Source organism: Streptomyces prunicolor (assembly GCF_045162825.1).
In the GTDB taxonomy this organism is placed as follows: Bacteria; Actinomycetota; Actinomycetes; order Streptomycetales; family Streptomycetaceae; genus Streptomyces; species Streptomyces prunicolor.
In genome coordinates this window covers 4,402,863-4,424,700 of the sequence record NZ_CP108676.1, presented here as the reverse complement: position 1 = coordinate 4,424,700, position 21,838 = coordinate 4,402,863, and the positions used below count along the sequence as shown (strand labels likewise).

Genomic DNA, 21,838 nt, shown 5'->3' with positions numbered 1-21,838 from the left:
TCAAGCTCCGCCGACCTTCCAACGGTACCGCTGTGGGCAACGACTTGGTTGCGTAGAGCGACAACGTCAGTGAGAGGCGAAGCGATGCAATCCAAGATGCAAGGGCAGGCGGTTCGCTACGACGGCCCCTGCTCCGTGTCCGTACCCATCGACGAATGGTGCGGCTTCAGGGAGCACGCTCCGCGCTGGTGGCCGCCGCGCTTTGCTCCCCCGAGCCGTTCGTTGATCGAGCGGGTGGACGAGGGCCTTCGGAAGCTGTGTACGTCATGACGGCTCACACGAGAACTTCAGCGAACCCGGCTGTCCTGGTAGTCGCCCTCGAACCCGTCGGCGTCGAGGGATGCGGGGTGTGCGGCGCCCTGGTGGACCAACGCGAGACCGCGCGCGGCGCCGGGGACCTGAGCAAGGTGCAGAGCTGCAATGCAGAGCTGGTGAATCATCCACATGCGGAGGAGGGCGAGGAACAGTGACCGCCCCGGCTGTTGATGAGTCGAAACCAGGACCGGCGAAGCGCCGTGCAGGGCGTAGCCCCTTCGCTCCGCGTGACGTCATCACGCTGTTCGACCTGTTGGAGGAGATCTCCAACGTGTGCGGCACGTGCGCGGGATGGCGCCAAGTCTGGTGCCTCGGGTGCTGCGGCTTCGCGGGTTGCCCCAGGTGCGCCTATCTGAACAAGGTCCCGTGCCCCGAATGCTCGGGCGGCACTCTGGAACGGATCCGATGGTGAAGCGGCCCTGGCGGGCCGTACGACCCTACGGGTGGGTCTGCTTCGTCTTGTCGGTCGCCGCTCTCTCCGTGTCGACCATCCTCCTTGCCGCTACTGACGGCCTCTGAACTCCCGTCCCGCCGGAAGAGACCGATTCGATGGTCCCCCACTTTCGAGAAGTCCCGGCGGGGCGGGTGCACGTCCATGAACGTCACTCAGGGAAAGAGGTACACGCGTGACCACAATCGCGGAAGCACCAACCGTCGCGCCGACGACGGCCACTCCCCGGTTCCTGTGGCTGGACCTGACCCGGAAGTGTCAGCTCCAATGCGTCCATTGCCACAACGACTCGGGGCCGGACGGGACGCACGGCACCATGACCCGCGAGGAGTGGGTCAGTGTTCTCGACCAGGCCGCCAGCGCCGGTGTGCCCGGTGTTCAGTTCACCGGCGGGGAGGTGACCATGCACCCCGACGCCCGAGCCCTGGTCGGCCACGCGCTGACCCTCGACTTGAGGGTCGAGGTGTACAGCAACCTTGTGCACATCACGCCGGAGTGGTGGGAGACGTTGCAGCGCGACGGCGTCACGCTGGCCACCTCGTACTACTCCGACAAGGATGCGAAACACAACGCGATGACGGGCCGCCCGAGCCACGCTCGGACACGGGCAAACATCGTGAAGGCCGTTCAGCTCGGCATCCCGCTGCGCGCCGGAATCATCGTCGGCGACGAGAGGCAACGCGCCGACGAGGCGCGGCAAGAGCTTCAGGCCCTGGGCGTGACTGACATCCGTATGGATCACGTCCGCCCCTTCGGCCGTGGTGCGGAGGGACAGGCGCCCGACGCTGAAGGACTGTGCGGGCGGTGCGGTACCGACCGAGCGGCCATCGGTCCCGATGGCGACGTCTCCCCGTGCGTCTTCTCGCGGTGGCTAAGCGTCGGCAACGTCCAGGACACGCCGCTCGCCGCTATCCTCGGCAGCCCCGCCATGGCTTCGGCCAACGCGTCCATTCTGGACAGGTGGGTGCCCGGCGAGTTCGGAGCCTGCTCGCCCGACACCGACGACGAGTGCAGCCCGGGGACACCGGGCAGTGAGTGCACTCCGAAGAACTGAAGGACACATGAACCCCGACCTTCCGGAGTCAGAGATCCGGGCACTGATCCATCCGCACACGGGCGCCCTGAGCAGCATGGAACGGACCGCGCGCGGGTTCAGTTCGGACCTCACAGCCTTGGTCGACTCCGAGACGGGACCGTTCTTCGTCAAGGCGGTGCGCAACCGGCCCGGGGGTCGTCGAGACTCACTCATCAGAGAGAGGTCGATCAACTCGGCAGTCTGGCCCGTCTCTCCCGCGTTGCGGTGGCATGCGGAAGACGACGACTGGCTCGTGTTGGGCTTCGAAGCGGTTGACGGCCGATCGTCTGACTTCACGCCCGACTCGACGGATCTGCCGGCGGTCGTCGAACTCGTTGACTGCATCGGGGCGTTGGGCCTTTCCGAGGTAGCTCGGGACTGGCGTGAGACCCGGTGGAATCGGTTCGCTCTCGACGAGTCGGAAGCGGAGTTGTTCCGGGGCGACGCGTTGCTCCATACAGACATCAACCCCAGCAACCTCCTTGTCGGTGAACGGGGAATGTGGGCCGTGGACTGGGCGTGGCCCACTCGGGGCGCGGGGTTCATCGACCCCGCCCTGTTGGCCCTCCAGCTCGTGTCAGCAGGGCATAGCCCGGAATCCGCGGAGGAGTGGGTATCGGGGTGTAAGGCGTGGGTGGGCGCCAACCCGAGGGCTATCGATGCCTTCGCCGCCGCCAACCTGCGTATGTACCGAGCGTTCGCGGAGAGGAAGCCCGATGCGTCATGGCTCAAGGCAATGGCTGTAGCGGCGCAGGCGTGGGTTGAACATCGGGGCGTACCGAAAGCCTGAAAGCCGGCCCCGGTCGTCTCTCCCCCGTGGGAGATGACCGGGGCCTCCTCATGCCCTCGGGAGACGCGCCATGGCGTACCGCTGCACGTTGCGGCGAGGGACGGCAGGGGCCATCGGGGCGTGTTCGAGGGCGTCGAGCCGCTGGTCGTGGTCGGCGATCTGCCGGTCGGGTCCGGTCGCCGCCGTACGCCACACCGGGCCACCGACCAGAACGTTGCCACCCTCGGCGGAACCTCGGAACTGCCGCTCGGCACCGCTTGGCCCTGGTGGCCGGACCACGGCCCACTGTCGTTCATCGCGTCGGACGGGGACCTTGTTCTTCGTCACGGATGGCATACGGGCCCTCCCGGCAGACGTACCAAGGGAGTTGAAGCCGTACTCGCGCACGGACCTGAGTGCGGAGCTGGAGCAGAGTGCCCCCGACCTCAGGCTGCCTCAGGTCCGCGAAGCCCCGCTTGGCGACGGCCACGGCGAAGGTGGCGGTCATTGGCCCGGGTCGTGTGAGACCCCGGCCCAACTCTCTTCGTTCTGCCGGGCTTTCGAGCGCCTGTGTAACCGCGTCGGTCATCAGCTCGGCGGCAACGCGGTCCCCGTCCAGGGCGGCCCGGCACTTCGATCGGTCCCGGCTCGTCATGCAGTGCTAGCGCCAGTGCTCATGCCGGACCCGCACCACCAACTTCCCGGTAGCCCGGTCATGCTCCATGTCCTCGTGAGCCCGCGGTACTTGCTCCAGCCCGTCGTACACCCGGTCGACAGGGAAGGCCAGTTGACCGGCGGTGACCGCGTCGACGATCTCCTGGAACACCGTCGGAGACAGGTCGGACGCGTCGCCGAAGTAGCCCGCGAGGCGGACTCCCCTCGGGAGGTACTCGTTCGGGGAGAAGTCGCGCACCGTCCACTGGTTGGAGAGGCTGCCGCCGAAGCAGGCCGTGCCGTGGACGCGTACCGCGCGCAGGGTGTCGGGGAGGGTCGGGGTGCCGACGAGGTCGAGGGCGGCGTCGACGCCGGACGGGTACAACTCGCGTACGGCGGGCGCCACTTCGCCGGTGTCGAGGAGAGGGTGGTCGACGCCCCGCTCCTTCAGCAGAGCCAGGCGGTCGGGGCGGCGGGTCGTGGACAGTACCGTCGCTCCGCGCCAGGTCGCCAGCGCCGCTGCCGCCAGGCCCACCGACGACGTGCCGCCACGGATCAGCACGGTCTGGCCGGGCTGCAGGTCCAGGCCGACGGTGAGCGAGCCGTAGGCGGTCTGCACCATCTCCGGTAGGGCGCCCAGCACTTCCCAGGGCAACTCGGTGTCGACGGGGATGACTTGAGACAGCGGCACCGACGTGTACTCGGCGTACCCGCCGTCGTAGGTCCGCCCCATGTCGCCCATCATCGCGACGACCTTCTGCCCGGGAGCCAGTCCGCTCCCGGCCGGCGCCGCGTCGACCGTGCCGGTGGCCTCGATGCCCGGCACCCGGGGGAAGCTGACGCCCTCGCTCACACCCAGCCGCAGCTTCAGCTCCGAGCGGTTGAGGCCGAACGCCTCGACCCGGATACGCACCCAGCCGTCCCGCTCGGGCGGCAGCGGGAGCGCGGTCAGCCGCAGGTTCTCCACGGGGCCGGGGGCGGAGAGCTGGACGGCGCGCATGGTGGTCGGCGAGGACGTCATGGGGCTGCCAACGTGCGGCCGCAGCGGCTTCATTCCCGACTCGCCCTGGATCCAATGCCGTTGGCGCACATGTGGGTCAGTTGATGTACACGTGGGTCAGTTGATGTACGCGTGGGTCAGAAGTCCGCCACCAGAAGCCGGTAGCCGACGTCGACGGTGTCGCGAGCGAGCAGGTCGGCGTACCGGGCGTGCCAGCGGCCCGTCGTGAGGTCGTCGGCGAGTGACGCCAGGCCGGGAGCCAGGGCGTTCTCTCCGGTCTGGGCGAGCATCGAGATGCCGGCGCGCACCTCGGGGTCGAGGTAGGCGTGCGGACGGCGCCAGTACGCCGCGCCGAATCCGTCCGTGCAGTCGTGCGGGACCGGGACGGCCTCCACCCGCGCCCCGCCGAGCAGCGCGGCCAGCCGTTCGGTCGCTACGGCGCGGGTGTCGTCGTGGGCGGCGGCCTGGGGGAGGTAGTCGCGCACGAGCCAGAACCGCTCGCGGAAGACCTGCTGGTCCCAGGTCAGGACGAGGACCCGGCGGCGGGCGACCCGGCGGAGCTCCGCGATGCCGGCCGCGAGGTCGCTCCAGTGGTGGACGGTCAGCAGGGCCATGACCGCGTCCGCGGCGCCGTCGCGCAGCGGGAGGCGTTCGGCGACCGCGCACACGGCGGGCGCGGCCCCGCGCGGGCGCTGGGCGAGCATGATCCGGCTGGGTTCTACGGCCAGGACCGTCCGCGCCGGTTCGTAGGAGCCCGTGCCCGCGCCCACGTTGATCACGTCCGTGGCGTCCCCGAGGGCCGTGTGGATCCGCGCGGCGATGCGGGTGTCCGGGCGCCGGGTTCTGGCATAGGTCGTGCCGAGCGTGTCGTAGACGGCCATGCTTCCGAGTATGGGGAGAAGGCGCTCTGACGGACCCTCGCGAGCCCGAATTATTACTCGCCGGTACTAAACTCCTGAGCAGCCCATATAACGTATGAGCGGAAGCAGAGGCGCTCGCCGACCCCCTTCAGAACACGCTCGTAAGAAAGTTCGTGAAGTTCTTCACAAGGAATTCTGTCCTGTTGGACGACGAGACTGCCCCGGTTGGCCCTTCCGGGGTCTCGGCAGGGCTGGGAGCGTGTTCGGCGGGGTGGTGCGGGAGTGATTCGGGGGAGTTTCGGGAGGGTGTCGCGGAGGTGTGGTCCAGGGGGTCCGGCGCGGCAGAGTGGCAGCTCACGCGGCCTTGACAACGGGGCGAACCGACCCGTGGTTCCCCGCCCGTGGAGTGACCTGGATCATGCGAGTCGCGGAGGATAACACAGCCCCCGTGCAAGCTTGTGAAGGGGCGCACGAGCGACCCCCCTGGGGCAGGTGGATACTCGATGCCATGAGCACCACGGAGCGTCCCAGGATCCTCGTAGTAGGCGGTGGGTACGTAGGCCTGTACGCAGCTCGGCGCATTCTCAAGAAGATGCGCTACGGCGAGGCGACCGTCACGGTCGTCGACCCCCGGTCGTACATGACCTACCAGCCCTTCCTCCCCGAAGCCGCCGCCGGCAGCATCTCCCCTCGGCACGTCGTCGTCCCGTTGCGACGCGTGCTGCCGAAGGCGGAGGTCCTCACCGGCCGGGTCACCACCATCGACCAGGACCGCAAGGTCGCCACGATCGCCCCCCTCGTGGGCGAGGCGTACGAGCTGCCTTTCGACTACCTCGTCATCGCGATGGGCGCGGTCTCCCGCACCTTCCCGATCCCCGGCCTCGCCGAGCAGGGCATCGGCATGAAGGGCATCGAGGAGTCCATCGGCCTGCGCAACCACGTCCTCGAGCAGCTCGACAAGGCCGACTCCACCACCGACGAGGAGATCCGCCGCAAGGCGCTCACCTTCGTCTTCATCGGCGGCGGTTTCGCCGGTGCGGAGACCATCGGTGAGGTCGAGGACATGGCCCGGGACGCGGCCAAGTACTACAACAACGTCTCCCGCGAGGACATGCGCTTCGTCCTCGTCGACGCCGCCGACAAGATCCTCCCGGAGGTCGGCCCCAAGCTCGGCCTCTACGGCAAGGAGCACCTGGAGAGCCGCGGGATCGAGATCTACCTCTCGACCTCGATGGACTCCTGCGTCGACGGGCATGTCGTTCTCAAGAACGGTCTTGAGGTCGACTCGAACACGATCGTCTGGACGGCCGGCGTCAAGCCGAACCCCGTTCTCTCCCGCTTCGGCCTCCCGCTCGGCCCGCGCGGTCACGTCGACGCCCAGCCGACCCTCCAGGTCACCGGCACCGACTACGTCTGGGCCGCCGGCGACAACGCCCAGGTGCCCGACATCGCCTCCCGCAAGGCCGGCGTCGAGAACGCCTGGTGCCCGCCGAACGCCCAGCACGCGCTGCGCCAGGCGAAGGTCCTCGGCGACAACGTGATCTCCGGTATGCGGGGCTTCCCGCAGAAGGAGTACTCGCACGCCAACAAGGGTGCGGTCGCCGGTCTCGGCCTGCACAAGGGCGTCGCGATGATCGTCATGGGCAAGGTGAAGATCAAGGTCAAGGGCCGTCTCGCCTGGTACATGCACCGCGGCTACCACGGTCTGGCCATGCCGACCTGGAACCGCAAGATCCGCGTCTTCGCCGACTGGACGCTCGCGATGTTCCTCAAGCGCGAGGTCGTGTCGCTCGGCGCCATGGAGAACCCCCGCGAGGAGTTCTACGAGGCCGCCAAGCCGGCGCCGGCGCCCGCTGCGGCAGCCAAGACCGAGGAGAAGGCCAAGGCCTCCTGACCGCCTCCGGTCACCGCTGACCCGTAGTACCCGTAGTGCCTGCCAGGACTCGTAGTACCCGTAGTACCTGTACGCCCGAAGGGGCCGTCCGCCATCCGTGGTGCGGGCGGCCCCTTCGGCGTGCTGCACGTGTCACCTTCATGGCCGCTACATGCATTTTGCCTACTCGTAACGCTCAAGCAGGACTGCGTGCGGGCCTGGCTGGTGTTTACGTAGTGATGGACAATTCCGGGATCCGCGTCACGGAGGTGTGCGCCATGGCTGATGCCGCGCTGCGGCTCAAATCCCTCTTCGAACAGCTACTGGGAACCCCCATCCCGGTGCGCATCCGCGCCTGGGACGGTTCCGAGGCAGGGCCGCCCGATGCGCCGACCTTGGTCGTACGCAACCGCCGTGCCCTGCGCCGACTCCTCTGGAAGCCCGGCGAACTGGGCATGGCCCGCGCCTGGGTCGCCGGGGACCTGGACATCGAGGGCGACCTGTACGCCGGGCTCGACCGAATCTCCGCCCTCGTGTGGGAACGCGGCGACGACGCCCGCACCCTCACCCAGGCCCTGCGCGACCCCGAGGTACGGTCCGCCGTACGCGGACTGGTGAAACTCGGCGGGCTCCCGCTGCCGCCCGCACCGCCCCCGGAGGAGGTCCGCCGCAGCCGCGCCCACCTCCACACCAAACGCACCGACAAACGCGCCATCAGCCACCACTACGACGTCGGCAACGACTTCTACGAGATCGTCCTCGGCCCCTCGATGGTCTACTCGTGCGCCTACTGGGACTCCCCGGACGGCACGTTGGAGGACGCCCAGCGCGACAAGCTCGAACTCATCTGCCGCAAGCTGGAGTTGACGCCTGGTCAGCGACTGCTGGACGTCGGCTGCGGCTGGGGTTCGATGGCGATCCACGCGGCCCGCGACTACGGCGTGAGCGTCGTCGGCGTGACCCTCTCGCAGGAGCAGGCGGCCTACGCCCGTAAGCGCGTCGCCGAGGAGGGACTCACCGACAAGGTCGAGATCCGCGTGCAGGACTACCGTGACGTCACCGACGGGCCCTACGACGCGATCTCCTCCGTCGGCATGGCCGAACACGTGGGCACCGAGCGGTACTTGGAGTACGCCAGGGACCTCTTCGCATTGCTCAGACCCGGCGGGCGGCTGCTGAACCACCAGATCGCCCGCCGCCCCTGGCAGGACGAATCGGCGTACGACATCGACGAGTTCATCGACGCGTACGTCTTCCCCGACGGTGAACTCGCCCCCATCGGCACCACCGTGACCCAGCTGGAGAGTGCCGGGTTCGAGGTGCGGGACGTCGAGGCGATCCGCGAGCACTACGCGCTCACCCTGCGCCGCTGGGTCGCCAACCTGGAGTCCGAGTGGCGGCGCGCGGTCGGGATCGTCGGCGCCGGGCGGGCGCGCGTCTGGCGCCTCTACATGGCGGCCTCCGCGCTCGGCTTCGAGCGCAACCGCATAGGGGTCAACCAGGTGTTGGCGGTCCGGACCCCCGACTCCGGTGATTCCGGGGTGCCGTTGCGGACCCGCACCTGGAACTGACCGCACCTCCCGGGCGACCGGGCAACAGGAAGGGCCCCGTTCCACTCCGGAACGGGGCCCTTGCCCTCTTTCTTTGGGTCAACTCAGCTGCCGCTACTCGGACTTGATGGCTGACAGCATGTTCAGCTTCGCCGCGCGCCGGGCCGGCCACAGGGCCGCCAGGACGCCGACGGTGCCCGCGAGGAGCAGGAAGAGCGCCATCCGGGCCCAGGGGATGACCAGTTCGTAGGTCGCCATCTTCGAGCCGATCAGCTCACCGGCCGCCCAGCCGAAGAACACGCCGAGACCGATGCCGAGCACCCCGCCGAAGAGCGAGATGACCAGGGACTCCAGGCGGACCATCCGCTTGATGCCCTTGCGGTCCAGGCCGATCGCGCGCAGCATCCCGATCTCCTGCGAGCGCTCGAAGACCGACATGGCAAGGGTGTTGATGACACCGAGGACCGCGACGATCACCGCCATGGCGAGCAGGCCGTAGACCATGTTGAGGATCAGGGTGAAGACCTGCGCGATGCTGTCGGAGAGGTCCTTCTTGTCCTGGACCTTGACCGCCGGGTTGGAGCCGAGGGCCTTCTCCAGCTTGTCCTTCGTCGAACTCGACGCCCCGTCAGCGGTCTTGACGAGGATCTGCATGTCGGCCGGGTCGGTCTGGTGCGGGGCGAGCGTCGCGTTGTCGAGCATGATGCCGCGGATCAGCGCGTTGCCCTCGTAGACCGCGGAGACGGTGAGCTGCTGCGCCTTGCCGTCCTCGTAGTGCGTGGTGAAGGTCGAACCGGCCTTCCAGCCATAGGACTTGGCGGTGTCATCGTCCACGACCACCTGCGTGCCCGCGACCTTGAAGGTGCCGCTGTCGACCTTGAGGTCGGTGAGCTTGCCGATGGCGGAGCCGTTGACGCCCGTCAGGAACTCGGTCTTGCCGTCGATGCGCGAAGGGGCGTTGCGCAGCGGGCTGCTGGCGGTGATGCCGGAGGTGGTGGTGAGGGTCTTGTCGACGTCCGGGGAGAGCTGGTTGCCGTTCGCCATCGAGACGATGTAGTCGGCGCTGATCGCGGACGAGGCCATCTTGTCGATCGCCTGCTGGAGGCTGCCCGCCATCACCGTCATGCCGGTGATGAGGGTCAGGCCGATCATCAGCGCGGAGGCGGTGGCGGCCGTACGGCGCGGGTTGCGCACCGAGTTCTGGCGGGCCAGCTTGCCGGAGATCCCGAAGATCCGCAGAACCGGTGCGGAGGCCGCGATCATCGGGCGGGACAGCAGCGGGGTCAGGATGAACACACCGATGATGAGGAGTACGGCACCCACACCCATGGGCGCCTGGCCGTCCGAACCGCTCATCGAGGTGGCCGCGATGACGACGGCGATGCCCGCCCCGGAGAACAGCGCGCCGAGCGTGTTGCGCAGCACCAGGGACTTGGTGGTGGCTGTCGCGTGCAGGCTGCTCATCGCGGCGACCGGCGGGATCTTCGCGGCCCGGCGACCGGGCAGCCAGGCGGCGAGCATGGTGATGAGGATGCCGACCGCGAGGGCGCTCAGCACCGTGTTCGAGGTGATGACCAGCGGGCCGTCCGGGACGGTCGCGCCGATCGTCCCCATCAGGGCGCGCAGCCCGGCTCCGATACCGATACCGGCGAGCAGACCGGCCACCGCGGCGACCGCGCCGACCACGAACGCCTCAAGGAGCACCGACCGCGTGACCTGCCGGCGCGAGGCGCCGACCGCGCGCAACAGGGCCAGTTCCTTGGTGCGTTGGGCGACCAGCATGGTGAAGGTGTTGGCGATGATGAACGTACCGACGAAGAGCGCGATGCCCGCGAAGACCAGCAGCCCCGACTTCAGCCCGCTCATCGAGGAGGCGATGGCCTCGGCCTGGTCGTCGGCGAGCTTCTTGGCGGTGGTGGTCTCGGTGAGCCCCTTCGGCAGGGCCTGGTCCAGCTGCGCCTTGAGCGCCGCCTGACTGGTCCCGGCCGCGGCCTTCACATCTATCTCGTCGTACGTCCCCGCCTTGCCGAACAGCTTCTGCGCGGTCGTGGTGTCGAAGAGGGCGAGGCTGCCGCCGGCGGCGACATTGCCGTCGTCGGTGGTGAAGATGCCGGTGATCTTCGGGGTCAGCACCGGCCCGTCGACCGAGATGCGCACGGTGTCGCCGACCTCGTACCCGGCACGCTTCGCGGTCTCGGAGTCGATCGCGACCTCGCCCGAACCGTGCGGTGCCGTACCGGACTTGAGGGGATAGCGGGCGTCCTTGCCACCCCAATAATTCCCGCCCTCGGACTGGAAGCCGCCGCCGATGAGCTTGCCCTTCTTGTCGGCGATGGCGGTGAAGCCGTTGACGACCCCGGTCGCGGACGCGGCCCCCGGCACCTTGGCGCTGGTGTCGAGCATGGCCTGGGTCAGCTCGGGCGTCTTGCCGACCGTGTCGCCCTTGTCGTCCTGGGACTTGGCCTGGACGGCCACGTCGACCTGGTCGAAGCCCTTGGCCGAGCTGTTCTGGAAGGCGTTCGAGATGGTGTTGGTGAAGACCAGGGTCCCCGACACGAACGCGACGCCGAGCATCACGGCGAGCACGGTCATGAGGAGCCGGGCCTTGTGCGCGAGTACGTTGCGCAAGGCGGTACGGAACATGGGTCTACTCAGTCCAGGTCTACGAGGGATGAGCCGGGCGGCGGGGTCAGGTGCCGGGGCGGCGAAATCGGGGGCCGGGGCGGTGAAGTCGGGGCCCGGGCAGTGAAGTCGGTTGCGGGGGGCGCAGGTTGAGGGACCGTCAGTCCGGCCCACCGAACGTCAGCTGGTGCGGCCCTTCGCGTCGAACTGCTTCATGCGGTCGAGCACCGAGTCCGCCGTCGGCTCGTAGACCTCGTCGACGATGCGGCCGTCCGCGAGGAACACCACCCGGTCCGCGTACGCCGCCGCCACCGGGTCGTGGGTGACCATGACCACCGTCTGCCCCAACTCCCGTACGGAGTTGCGGAGAAAGCCCAGCACCTCGGCGCCGGAGCGCGAGTCGAGGTTTCCGGTCGGTTCGTCGCCGAAGATGATGTCGGGGCGGGAGGCCAACGCCCGTGCCACGGCGACGCGTTGCTGCTGGCCGCCGGAGAGCTGGGAGGGCCGGTGCTTGAGCCGGTCGGCGAGACCGATCATCGTGATCACCGAGTCCAGCCACTGCTTGTCCGGCTTGCGGCCCGCTATGTCCATCGGGAGCGTGATGTTCTCCAGGGCCGTCAGCGTCGGCAGCAGGTTGAACGCCTGGAAGATGAAACCGATCTTGTCCCGGCGCAACTTCGTGAGCTGCTTGTCCTTCAGGGAGCCCAACTCGGTGTCACCGATGCGCACGGAACCGGACGAGAAGGTGTCCAGGCCGGCCACACAGTGCATCAGCGTGGACTTGCCCGAGCCCGAGGGGCCCATGATCGCGGTGAACTCGGCCTGCCGGAAGGCGATCGAGACCTGGTCGAGGGCGACCACCTGGGTCTCGCCCTGTCCGTAGATCTTGGAAAGATCCGTGGCGCGCGCGGCCACGGAGGTGGTCCGTTCGGCGATGGGGGTGGTGGTCACGGAGGGCGCTCCTGTCGGGACGACGGTATTGCTGGATACGCCACCCATCCTCTCGGCCCGACCGCGCCGTGTAGTCAGCCGCTGTTCTGGTTCCGGGGGCAGCCTTCAGTCGGACTGCGCTCAGCGGTGTCATACCTGGGGATGAGGACCACCCCCGAGACGGCACTCAAGACGGCCCTCAGGACACCCTCCAAGAGAGCCCCTGGACCCGCCTCTGTGAACGATCCCGTCGAGAACCGGTGGAGCACCCTCGTTCGGGCGGTGAAATTCCGTCATTCCGCATACGAGCCCCCAGATCGCACGCAAGGCTGTTGGCAAGTGCTGATGGCTCATTCAGTGGTCTGATGAACCCTCAGACATCAATAAAATAAGACAACATCGGTCCGCCTGCCCGCTGTTGGGGACGCGCGTCCCGATAGGCTCGTGACCTCGATGCGGAGCCCACGGCCTGCCCGGATGGTGGAATGCAGACACGGCGAGCTTAAACCTCGCTGCCCCTTCGCGGGCGTGCCGGTTCAAGTCCGGCTCCGGGCACCATCGCAGTTACTGCGCGTGACTTGCGGGAACGGTGTGTTGTTTCAGTGCTCCCTCGGCGGCCCTCGCTGCCCCCCTCCCGACCGTTGACAGGTGACCCGTGCGGTCGGAGACTTGAGGCGTATCGATGAGGTGAAGAGAATTTCACCAGGCGAACATCGATCGAACGGGAACGACCGATCAAACGGGAACGACCGCCACCGAACGGCACACCCTGGAAGGGAACCCCCGATGCGTACCACCGTCGGCATCATCGGAGCCGGCCCCGCCGGGCTCCTCCTCGCCCGGTTGCTGCACAACGCCGGGATCGACTCGGTCGTGCTGGAGAGTCGGGACCGGGAGTACGTCGAGCACCGGCAGCGGGCCGGGATCCTGGAGCAGGGGACCGTCGACGTGCTGCGAGCGGCCGGCGCCGGTGAGCGGCTGGACCGCGAAGGGCTGCGGCACGACGGGATCGAGCTGCGGTTCGACCGGAAGCGGCACCGCGTCGACTTCCCGGCCCTCACCGGCGGTCGTAGCGTCACCGTGTACGCGCAGACCGAGGTGTGCAAGGACCTGATCGCCCTTCAACTCGCTGACGGCGGACCGTTGTTGTTCGAGGCGGAGGCCTTGGAGGTGGAGGGAGCGGACACCGACAGCCCCCGCGTCCGCTTCCGGCACCAGGGCCGCGAGGACGTCCTCGACTGCGACTACGTCGTCGGGTGCGACGGCTTCTGGGGCGTCGCCCGCAACGCCATCCCCGCCGAGCTGACCCGTGTCTTCGAGCGGTCGTACCCCTACGCCTGGCTCGGCATCCTCGCCGACGTCGCGCCCTCCCACGACGAGCTGGTCTACGCCCGCCACGAGCGCGGCTTCGCCCTCCTCTCCATGCGCTCCCCGTCCGTCTCCCGTCTCTACCTCCAGGTGGAGGAGAGCGCGGACGCCGAGAAGTGGAGCGACGACGACATCTGGGGGGAACTGGAGCGACGGTTCGAGACCGAGGACGGGTGGCGGCTGGAGCGCGGTCCCATCACCCAGAAGTCCGTCACCCCCATGCGGTCGTACGTCCACGAGCCCATGCGGTACGGGCGGCTCTTCCTCGCCGGGGACGCCGCGCACATCGTGCCGCCGACCGGGGCCAAGGGGCTCAACCTCGCCGTCGGCGACGTCGTCACCTTCGCGAGGGCACTGACGTACAAGAAGGAGACGGGGAGTGAGGAGCGGCTCGACGCGTACTCCGCCACCTGTCTGCGGCGGGTGTGGCAGGCCGAGCGGTTCTCCTACGACATGACGAGCCTCCTGCACCGCGCGCCCGACGCGACGCCCTTCGAGGGGCGGCTCCAGCTGGCCCGGCTGGAGCGGATCGCGACCTCGCGGGCGGCCGAGACGGATCTCGCGGAGGCGTACACCGGCTTCCCTTTCGATGACCAGGGAGATGGGCGGGGAGAAGGGCGGGGATAAGGCGGCTCTAAGGGGGGCGTCACGGGTTGGTACCAGTGTTCGCACGGCGTGCGATCGACCGCGTACCTTGGCAGGACGAGGGGAAGATCCTCCCCAAGAGGTAGGGTCAATCCTTTGCCTACCTATTACTCTTGAGCCCAAGGCCGCGCGAGGCGGCCATGGAGGAGTGAAATGAGGAGCAGAAACCCGGTCTTCTCGCGACGGGGGTTCAGCCGCGACAACGGCTACGCGGGCTTCAACACCGCGCCGCAGGCCGGGGGCCCCGCCGTGGGGACGCAGGGCAACCCCTACGCGGGCGGTAACCCGTACGCGCAGAACCCGTACGCCCAGCAGGACCTTCAGCAGGGTGCACCGCCCCAGGCCCCGGCCACCACCGGCCGGATGACCATGGACGACGTCGTCCTGCGCACCGGCACCACCCTCGGCACGCTGATCGTGACGGCCGCAATCGCCTGGGCGCTGCTCCCGGTCGACGACGCCAACATCAACCGCTCGTACGGCATCGCCATCGGCTCCGCGCTGATCGCGATGGTGCTGGCGTTCGTGCAGTCCTTCAAGCGCAAGCCCGTCCCGGCGCTGATCCTGTCGTACGCCGCCCTGGAAGGCGTCTTCCTCGGCGTCATCTCCAGCGTCGTCGACAACCGCATCGCGAGCGGCGCGGCCATGCAGGCCGTGATCGGCACGATGGCGGTCTTCGCCGGTGTGCTCATCGCGTACCGCGCGGGCTGGATCCGCGTGAACCGCCGTTTCTACGGCTTCGTGATGGCGGCCGCGCTCGGCTTCGTGCTGCTGATGGCGGTGAACCTGCTGTTCGCGGTGTTCGGCGGCGGTGACGGCCTCGGCTTCCGCAGCGGCCCGCTCGGCATCTTCTTCGGCGTCGTCGGCATCATCCTCGGCGCGTGCTTCCTCGCCCTGGACTTCAAGCAGGTCGAGGACGGGATCGCCTACGGCGCCCCGAAGGAAGAGGCGTGGCTCGCCGCGTTCGGGCTCACGCTGACGCTGGTGTGGATCTACATGGAGTTCCTGCGACTCATCTCGATCCTCAACAGCAACAACTAGCCACCGGTAAGCACCGGCAAGCGGTTTGCGCGAAAGGGCCCCGGGTTCGTTCCCGGGGCCCTTCGTCATGTCCGTGTCCGTGATGGGTCGGTCTGTGGTGCGCGCCTAGAGCAGTTTGCGCGCGGCCCTCCTCAGGTCGTACTCGTGAATGATCGCCTTGGCGTGGCCGTACGCGAGGTCGTGCTCGGCGCGGAGCCAGCTGACCTTCTCCTCGAAGCGGAAGAGGGCGGGGCCTTCGTCGACGGTGCGCAGCCAGTCGGACACTTCACGACCGGTGCAGTGGGGGATGCGGGCGAGCATGTTGCGGTGGGTCTCCTGGGAGAACACTTGGGACATCGGCGCCTCCGGACGCATGGGGTGTAAGCCGGTCCTTCAAGTCACCGTGCCTGAGCGTTCGCCCGTTGGCAACAGTCCCGGTACGGCGCGTAGTCTCGCGGCGTGGTGGATACGACGCGGTTGACTCAAGCGGTGGATCACTTTGCGGACCGGCTCAGGGCTGCGCCGCAGAGTCGTCTGCAACGGGGTGCTGCCGCTGAGGCTTTGGGGCTGGCCAGGGAGTTTGCCCTGTGGGCGCAGCGGGTTGAGGATCCCCTGGGGGTGCCTCGGGAGATGCCGGATGCGGGGATGTTCGCCGCGGCGGATCAAATCACCGTTGCTGTGCATGACTTGGCGGTTGTGCTGGTGAGTGACGCCGAGGTCGAGCAGGCGGTGGGGTTGGTCGCGGAGGCGCAGAAGAGGGCGGGGGTCTGAGGTGCGCTTGCGACTGCGGGTGCGTTGTGGCTGGTCGCGCCCGCGCGGCGGAGCCGCAAATTGACACAGCCCCGCGCCCCTGAGGGGGGTTCTGTTGTGGGTTGGCTGCAGGTGGTTCGTGGTTGCTCGCGCCGTTCCCCGCGCCCCTAAAGAGACACGGCACCCTGCGTTTTTAGGGGCGCGGGGAACGGCGCGACCAGCCCCCACTCAGCCGCACCCGAAAACGCACCGGGCGCACCCCAGCAAAAATCAAAGTGACGCTATGACCCTGTCCGCCAGGATGTACACGTTCTCCTCGCCGCACGCGAAGGTCAGCGTGTAGGCGCCCGAGATTCCGGAGCCGCCCAGGAGGAACGGGGTTTCGCCCGCGCGGAGCGCTGCCGCGAGGCGTTCGGCGGTTTCGCGGTGGCCCGGGGTCATGCAGAGGGTGGTGCCGTCGACGAAGACGTAGACGTCGAGGGTGCCCAGGGGGCCGGGGCGGACGTCGGCCAGTTCCACGGCGGCCTCGGCCAGCTCCTCCAGCGTCGCCACCGTGCGTTCGTGGTCGTTCGCGACCGGTGACTGGGCCGGGACGAAGTCCGGGTGGGACGGGTGGCGGCGGCGGGCCGCGGCCAGTTCGGGGGACTCGCCGGCGAACTCGTCGGCGTCGGCGGAGAGCTCGGTGACCGGCTCCAGCGGTTCGAGGCCCACGAAGTCGCTCTGGCGGGGCAGGAACAGCTCGCTGTCGGGCAGACCCAGCAGGGTCGGCACCTCGGTGTCGCGGGACTCCTGGGCGGCCCAGAAGGCCCGTGCCTCGGCGAGTTCCCGCTCCCGCTCCTCGGCCAGCGCCTCGGCCACGGCGGCGCGTATCTCATCCGCGTCGGTGTGGGTGCGGGCGGCGGGCACGAGCGGCCGTACGGCGGCGGCCCGGCCCTCGGCGAGTTCGGTGTGCAGGGCTGCTACCTGGCGACGGAGCACCAAGAGGGTGCGCAGGACGGCGACGCCCACGGCGCCTGTGGCGGCCGTGGTGAGCAGCAAAGCGATCGGCATGGCGCTCACTGACGTACTCCCGGTTCAAAGTCGACCCCCGACTTCCTACATCAGCTTGAAGGGCGGACTAACCAGCTGTCAGTGCGTAACGTCACGAAACGGGCAGGACTTTGGGCCCGATGTTTGGTGGTGAAACGGTCCTGACCTGGGGAAATCCCTCTTCGAAGGGAGATAGGTCACATCCTGGGGGAGATTGGATCACAAATCGGCCCAGAACCCAGGTGGTTACTGGGTTCCGGGCCAAATGGTGACGCAAAGTTCCCGCGTGATTACGGGGAGTTGGTCAGCTGAGGCGCTCGATGACCATCGCCATGCCCTGGCCGCCGCCGACGCACATCGTCTCCAGACCGAACTGCTTGTCGTGGAACTGGAGGGAGTTGATCAGCGTGCCGGTGATGCGGGCGCCGGTCATGCCGAAGGGGTGGCCGACGGCGATCGCGCCGCCGTTCACGTTCAGCTTCTCCAGCGGGATGTTCAGGTCGCGGTAGGACGGGATCACCTGGGCGGCGAACGCCTCGTTGATCTCGAACAGGTCGATGTCGTCGACGGTGAGACCGGCGCGGCCCAGCGCCTGCTTGGACGCCTCGACCGGGCCGAGGCCCATGATCTCGGGGGAGAGGCCGGAGACGCCGGTCGACACGATCCGGGCCAGCGGGGTCAGGCCCAGCTCGCGGGCCTTCGTGTCGCTCATGATGACGACCGCGGCGGCGCCGTCGTTCAGCGGGCAGCAGTTGCCGGCCGTGACCAGGCCGTCGGGGCGGAACACCGGCTTGAGGCCGGAGACGCCTTCCAGGGTGACACCGGCGCGCGGGCCGTCGTCCTTCGACACGACCGTGCCGTCGGGCAGCGTGACCGGGGTGATCTCGCGCTCCCAGAAGCCGTTCTTGATGGCTTCCTCGGCGAGGTTCTGCGAGCGGACGCCGAACTCGTCCATGTCCTGGCGGGTGACGCCCTTGATCCGGGCGAGGTTCTCCGCGGTCTGGCCCATCGCGATGTACGGGTCGGGGAGCAGGCCGTCCTCGCGCGGGTCGTGCCAGCTGGAGCCCTCGGACGCGGCGGTGGCGGCGGTGCGGGCCTGCGCCTCGTCGAAGACCGGGTTCGTGGTGCCCGGGATGCCGTCCGAGCTGCCCTTGGCGTAGCGGGAGACCATCTCGACACCGGCCGAGATGAAGACGTCGCCCTCGCCGGCCTTGATGGCGTGCAGGGCCATGCGGCTGGTCTGGAGGGACGAGGAACAGTAGCGGGTGATCGTGCAGCCCGGCAGGTGGTCCATGCCCATCTGTACGGCGACGATCCGGCCGAGGTTGTAACCCTGCTCGCCGCCGGGGAGGCCGCAGCCGAGCATCAGGTCCTCGATGAGCTTCGGGTCCAGCTCGGGGATCTTGGCGAGGGCGGCCTGGATGATCGTGGCGGTGAGGTCGTCGGGGCGCAGGTCCTTGAGGGAGCCCTTGACGGCGCGGCCGATGGGGGAGCGGGCGGTCGAGACGATGACGGCTTCGGGCATCACGGCTCCATTGGCGTATGTGCGGGGACTGGCACGGCTTTCTTGGGAAGTTACCCGCACGTATGGCACAGGTCACGGGGATCGCTGTGTGACCCTGACCGCAGTTTTCTAAGCGCTTGCTTGGGCCTCCGGCGGATGAGCGGGCGGGTCGGTGGGGGCGGGCGTCCCTGGGGGCTGCGCCCCCAGACCCCCATCGGCCCGAAGGGGCCTCGTCCTCAAACGCCGGACGGGCTGGAGGGTGCCGCCTCGGGTCCAAACGCCGGACGGGCTGGAGGGTGCCGCCTCGGGTCCAAACGCCGGACGGGCTGGAGGGTGCCGCCTCGGGTCCAAACGCCGGACGGGCTGGAGGGTGCCGCCTCGGGTCCAGACGTCGGTCGGGCTGGAGGGTGCCGCCTCGGGTCCAGACGTCGGACGGGCTGGAGGGTCCCGGTTAGGGCTCAGACGTCGGTCGGGCTGGAGGGTGCCTCCTCGGGTCCAGACGTCGGTCGGGCTGGAGGGTGCCGGCCAGGGCTCAGACGCCGGACGGGCTGGAAGGTGCCGCCTCCGGTTCCGGTACCCGGCGCCTCTTCCGTCGCTTCAGCAACGCCCACGGCCCCCGCGGCCCCGTAGGCATCGCCGCCGTGACCTCCGTCCCCGGCTCCGAAGCCGCCTCCGCGGCGGCCCGTGCCACCGGGAGGAACCCCTCGCGGCGGGACGCGTCCGGGCGGTCCTCCTCGGCCGGCCAGAGGCCCAGTGCGGCGCACACCGTCGGGAGGACCGCCATGGCCGCCGTCGCGTACCCCTCCGCCGAGGGGTGGAAGTTGTCCGGGCCGAACAGCTCGCGCGGGTTCGCCGCGAACTCGGGGCCCAGCAGGTCGCCCAGCGACACCGTGCGGCCGCCCTGCTCGACCGTGCCGATCGTCTGGGCCGCCGCCAGTTGCCGGGAGGCCCGGCGGGCCAGCCAGCGCAGGGGCTGCTGGACCTGCTCCACTGTCCCGAGGTCGGGACAGGTGCCGACGACCACCTCGGCGCCGGCCGTGCGCAGCCGCCGTACCGTCGCCGACAGATGGCGGACCGATCTGGTGGGGTGCATGCGGTGGGTGACGTCGTTCGCGCCGATCATGATCACGCAGACGTCGGGCACCCGGGTGGTGTCCGCGAGGGCCAGCGCCACCTGGCGGTCCAGGTCGTCGGACTGGGCGCCGGGGAGGGCCACGTTGTGCAGCTCGACCGGGCGTTCCGAGACCGCCGCCAGGCCCGAGGCCAGCAGCGCGCCCGGGGTCTGGGCCGCCCGGTGGACACCCTGGCCCGCCGCCGTGGAGTCGCCGAGCATGGTCAGCCGGATCGGGGGTTCACCCGGGGTGTCGTAGACATGTCCGTACCTGCCGTCCGCGCTCGGCACATGGTTGCTGCCCGGCGCATGGCCGTTGCCCACATGGCGCTTCACGAAGCGGACCTCGGCCAGCACCAGCCCGATGGCCGCCGCGCCCACCAGCCCGACCCCGCCACCGCCGTACGCCGCACCGGCCGCGATCCGCCGGGCCACCCGCGCCCTCGACATCCTCGTCATACGTCGCCGCCACCTCCTCTAAGCCGTCATCCACTCCTTGCCCCGAACAGCACGTCGCCCAATCTCAACAGGCGGTGAACGTCATTTCCGGGCCTTAGGCTGGCATGACCCATAACGACCACTTCTTTGCGGCAACCGGAGACAACGGTGCAATTCCACGACTCGATGATCAGCCTCGTCGGCAACACCCCGCTGCTGAGGCTCAACAGTGTGACCTCGGGCATCCAGGCGACCGTCCTGGCCAAGGTGGAGTACTTCAACCCCGGCGGATCCGTGAAGGACCGCATCGCCCTGCGCATGATCGAGGCGGCGGAGAAGAGCGGGGAACTCCAGCCCGGCGGCACCATCGTCGAGCCGACCAGCGGCAACACGGGCGTCGGCCTGGCCATCGTGGCCCAGCAGAAGGGGTACCACTGCATCTTCGTGTGCCCCGACAAGGTGTCCACCGACAAGATCAACGTGCTGCGCGCGTACGGCGCCGAGGTGGTCGTGTGCCCGACCGCCGTGGACCCCGAGCACCCGGACTCGTACTACAACGTCTCCGACCGGCTGGTCCGCGAGACGCCGGGCGCCTGGAAGCCGGACCAGTACTCCAACCCCAACAACCCCCTCTCCCACTACCACTCGACCGGCCCTGAGCTGTGGGAGCAGACGGAGGGCAAGATCACCCACTTCGTGGCGGGTGTGGGCACGGGCGGCACCATCTCCGGCACCGGGCGCTACCTCAAGGACGCCAGCGAGGGCCGGGTCCAGGTCGTCGGCGCCGACCCCGAGGGCTCGGTCTACTCCGGCGGTTCCGGGCGGCCGTATCTCGTCGAGGGTGTCGGTGAGGACTTCTGGCCGACCGCCTACGACCGGACCGTCGCGGACGAGATCGTCGCCGTGTCCGACAAGGACTCCTTTCAGATGACCCGCCGACTGGCCAAGGAGGAGGGGCTGCTGGTCGGCGGCTCCTGCGGCATGGCCGTCGTGGCTGCCCTGCGGGTGGCTGAGCGGCTCGGGCCGGACGACGTCGTGGTCGTACTCCTCCCCGACAGCGGGCGCGGCTACCTCTCGAAGATCTTCAACGACGAGTGGATGGCCGACTACGGCTTCCTGGAGGACGAGGGTCCCAGCGCCCGCGTCGCCGACGTCCTCAACGACAAGGTGCACGGAGCCATCCCGTCCCTCGTGCACATGCACCCGGAGGAGTCGGTCGGCGAGGCCATCGAGGTGCTGCGCGAGTACGGCGTCTCGCAGATGCCGATCGTGAAGCCGGGCGCCGGTCACCCGGACGTCATGGCGGCGGAGGTCGTCGGCTCGGTCGTCGAACGGGAGCTGCTGGACGCCCTGTTCACCCAGCGCGCCTCGCTGACCGACCCGCTGGAGAAGCACATGTCGGCCCCGCTGCCGCAGGTCGGCTCCGGTGAGCCGGTGGGCGACCTGATGACCGTGCTGGGCGGCGCCGACGCGGCGATCGTCCTGGTCGAGGGCAAGCCGACCGGTGTCATCAGCCGGCAGGACCTGCTGTCCTTCCTCGCCAAGGGCGGGAAGCAGTAGCAAAACGTCCGGTGAACGGGCCGTGCCGACGGCGACTTTGCGGTTGCCCACCGAAACGGTGGACTTCGCGGAAGTGGTACGAGGGCGTCACGTCCACGCAGCACACGCTTAACAAGCGTCGGGCAGATTAGTGGGTGTCGGCAGGGCGGGAGCGGCTCCCCGCCTCGCCGACACAAAAACGGCGTCACGGACCTCCGGAGCGGCTCCCGGACCTCCACCGACGCCTAGGACGCGCACGCCCGGCCCTGACCCGGCACGCGTCCCTCGCGGGGACCGCCGTCGTCCCGCCCTCCCGGCAACGGGGGGTGCGGCGG

At 68.9% G+C, this 21,838-nt stretch carries 18 protein-coding genes and 1 tRNA gene; 10 read left to right on the top strand and 9 right to left on the bottom strand.

Features of this window, described 5'->3' with window-relative positions; translation table 11 throughout:
• Positions 1 to 266 precede the first annotated feature (266 nt).
• The 3 genes from OG588_RS19915 to OG588_RS19905 all read left to right on the top strand — a co-directional run bounded on the left by OG588_RS19915 (position 267) and on the right by OG588_RS19905 (position 2,631).
• Positions 267 to 470, top strand: coding sequence for a hypothetical protein (locus tag OG588_RS19915; protein ID WP_405948466.1), 204 nt, complete (start codon positions 267 to 269; stop codon positions 468 to 470).
• A 471-nt stretch (positions 471 to 941) separates the two neighbouring features.
• Positions 942 to 1,820: a radical SAM protein gene (locus OG588_RS19910; protein ID WP_405948465.1), complete on the top strand. Its 879-nt coding sequence runs from the start codon at positions 942 to 944 to the stop codon at positions 1,818 to 1,820.
• Between the two features lie 7 nt (positions 1,821 to 1,827).
• Entirely contained in the window at positions 1,828 to 2,631 is an 804-nt protein-coding gene (locus OG588_RS19905) for a protein kinase (protein WP_405948464.1), read from the top strand.
• Between the two features lie 48 nt (positions 2,632 to 2,679).
• Here OG588_RS19905 and OG588_RS19900 read toward each other — a convergent pair whose 3' ends face one another.
• From OG588_RS19900 to OG588_RS19890, 3 genes are all read right to left on the bottom strand, one after another.
• Positions 2,680 to 2,967 carry a hypothetical protein gene (locus tag OG588_RS19900; RefSeq protein WP_405948463.1) on the bottom strand — a complete coding sequence of 96 codons (288 nt, stop codon included), beginning with the start codon at positions 2,965 to 2,967 and terminating at the stop codon, positions 2,680 to 2,682.
• A gap of 304 nt (positions 2,968 to 3,271) precedes the next feature.
• On the bottom strand, positions 3,272 to 4,285 hold the full coding sequence (locus OG588_RS19895; protein ID WP_405948462.1) for a zinc-binding dehydrogenase: 1,014 nt from the start codon (positions 4,283 to 4,285) through the stop codon (positions 3,272 to 3,274).
• Positions 4,286 to 4,401: 116 nt separating this feature from the next.
• Positions 4,402 to 5,145: a methyltransferase domain-containing protein gene (locus tag OG588_RS19890; RefSeq protein ID WP_405948461.1), complete on the bottom strand. Its 744-nt coding sequence runs from the start codon at positions 5,143 to 5,145 to the stop codon at positions 4,402 to 4,404.
• Positions 5,146 to 5,632: 487 nt separating this feature from the next.
• On the opposite strand from OG588_RS19890, the gene OG588_RS19885 reads away from it, so the two are divergent.
• Complete coding sequence (locus OG588_RS19885; RefSeq protein ID WP_365305576.1) at positions 5,633 to 7,018, top strand: NAD(P)/FAD-dependent oxidoreductase; 1,386 nt, start codon at positions 5,633 to 5,635, stop codon at positions 7,016 to 7,018.
• A 257-nt stretch (positions 7,019 to 7,275) separates the two neighbouring features.
• Entirely contained in the window at positions 7,276 to 8,568 is a 1,293-nt protein-coding gene (locus tag OG588_RS19880; RefSeq protein WP_405948460.1) for a class I SAM-dependent methyltransferase, read from the top strand.
• A 93-nt stretch (positions 8,569 to 8,661) separates the two neighbouring features.
• On the opposite strand, the gene OG588_RS19875 is transcribed toward OG588_RS19880, so the two are convergent.
• Together OG588_RS19875 and OG588_RS19870 are read right to left on the bottom strand one after the other, a co-directional pair.
• Entirely contained in the window at positions 8,662 to 11,190 is a 2,529-nt protein-coding gene (locus OG588_RS19875) for an ABC transporter permease (RefSeq protein WP_405948459.1), read from the bottom strand.
• A gap of 159 nt (positions 11,191 to 11,349) precedes the next feature.
• A complete protein-coding gene (locus OG588_RS19870) occupies positions 11,350 to 12,120 on the bottom strand; it encodes an ABC transporter ATP-binding protein (RefSeq protein ID WP_405948458.1) in 771 nt (256 codons plus the stop codon).
• Positions 12,121 to 12,570: 450 nt separating this feature from the next.
• On the opposite strand from OG588_RS19870, the gene OG588_RS19865 reads away from it, so the two are divergent.
• From OG588_RS19865 to OG588_RS19855, 3 genes are all read left to right on the top strand, one after another.
• Positions 12,571 to 12,657: transfer RNA gene (locus tag OG588_RS19865), tRNA-Leu, on the top strand.
• A 228-nt stretch (positions 12,658 to 12,885) separates the two neighbouring features.
• Positions 12,886 to 14,094 carry a 4-hydroxybenzoate 3-monooxygenase gene (locus tag OG588_RS19860; protein ID WP_405948457.1) on the top strand — a complete coding sequence of 403 codons (1,209 nt, stop codon included), beginning with the start codon at positions 12,886 to 12,888 and terminating at the stop codon, positions 14,092 to 14,094.
• A gap of 171 nt (positions 14,095 to 14,265) precedes the next feature.
• The gene (locus OG588_RS19855; RefSeq protein WP_019064024.1) at positions 14,266 to 15,153 is read left to right on the top strand and encodes a Bax inhibitor-1/YccA family protein; all 888 of its coding nucleotides are present in this window, start codon (positions 14,266 to 14,268) and stop codon (positions 15,151 to 15,153) included.
• A 105-nt stretch (positions 15,154 to 15,258) separates the two neighbouring features.
• Here the strand turns inward: OG588_RS19855 and OG588_RS19850 are convergent, their stop codons facing one another.
• Positions 15,259 to 15,489, bottom strand: a complete 231-nt coding sequence (locus tag OG588_RS19850) for a DUF4287 domain-containing protein (RefSeq protein ID WP_026151524.1) — start codon at positions 15,487 to 15,489, stop codon at positions 15,259 to 15,261.
• A gap of 102 nt (positions 15,490 to 15,591) precedes the next feature.
• On the opposite strand from OG588_RS19850, the gene OG588_RS19845 reads away from it, so the two are divergent.
• Positions 15,592 to 15,903, top strand: a complete 312-nt coding sequence (locus OG588_RS19845; protein ID WP_405948456.1) for a hypothetical protein — start codon at positions 15,592 to 15,594, stop codon at positions 15,901 to 15,903.
• Between the two features lie 249 nt (positions 15,904 to 16,152).
• Here the strand turns inward: OG588_RS19845 and OG588_RS19840 are convergent, their stop codons facing one another.
• From OG588_RS19840 to OG588_RS19830, 3 genes are all read right to left on the bottom strand, one after another.
• Positions 16,153 to 16,932: a hypothetical protein gene (locus OG588_RS19840; RefSeq protein WP_019064021.1), complete on the bottom strand. Its 780-nt coding sequence runs from the start codon at positions 16,930 to 16,932 to the stop codon at positions 16,153 to 16,155.
• A 283-nt stretch (positions 16,933 to 17,215) separates the two neighbouring features.
• Entirely contained in the window at positions 17,216 to 18,436 is a 1,221-nt protein-coding gene (locus OG588_RS19835; RefSeq protein WP_405948455.1) for an acetyl-CoA C-acetyltransferase, read from the bottom strand.
• A gap of 511 nt (positions 18,437 to 18,947) precedes the next feature.
• Entirely contained in the window at positions 18,948 to 19,985 is a 1,038-nt protein-coding gene (locus OG588_RS19830) for an SGNH/GDSL hydrolase family protein (protein ID WP_405948454.1), read from the bottom strand.
• A gap of 147 nt (positions 19,986 to 20,132) precedes the next feature.
• Here OG588_RS19830 and OG588_RS19825 point away from each other — a divergent pair, with 147 nt between their 5' ends.
• The gene (locus tag OG588_RS19825; protein WP_405948453.1) at positions 20,133 to 21,524 is read left to right on the top strand and encodes a cystathionine beta-synthase; all 1,392 of its coding nucleotides are present in this window, start codon (positions 20,133 to 20,135) and stop codon (positions 21,522 to 21,524) included.
• Positions 21,525 to 21,838 lie beyond the last annotated feature (314 nt).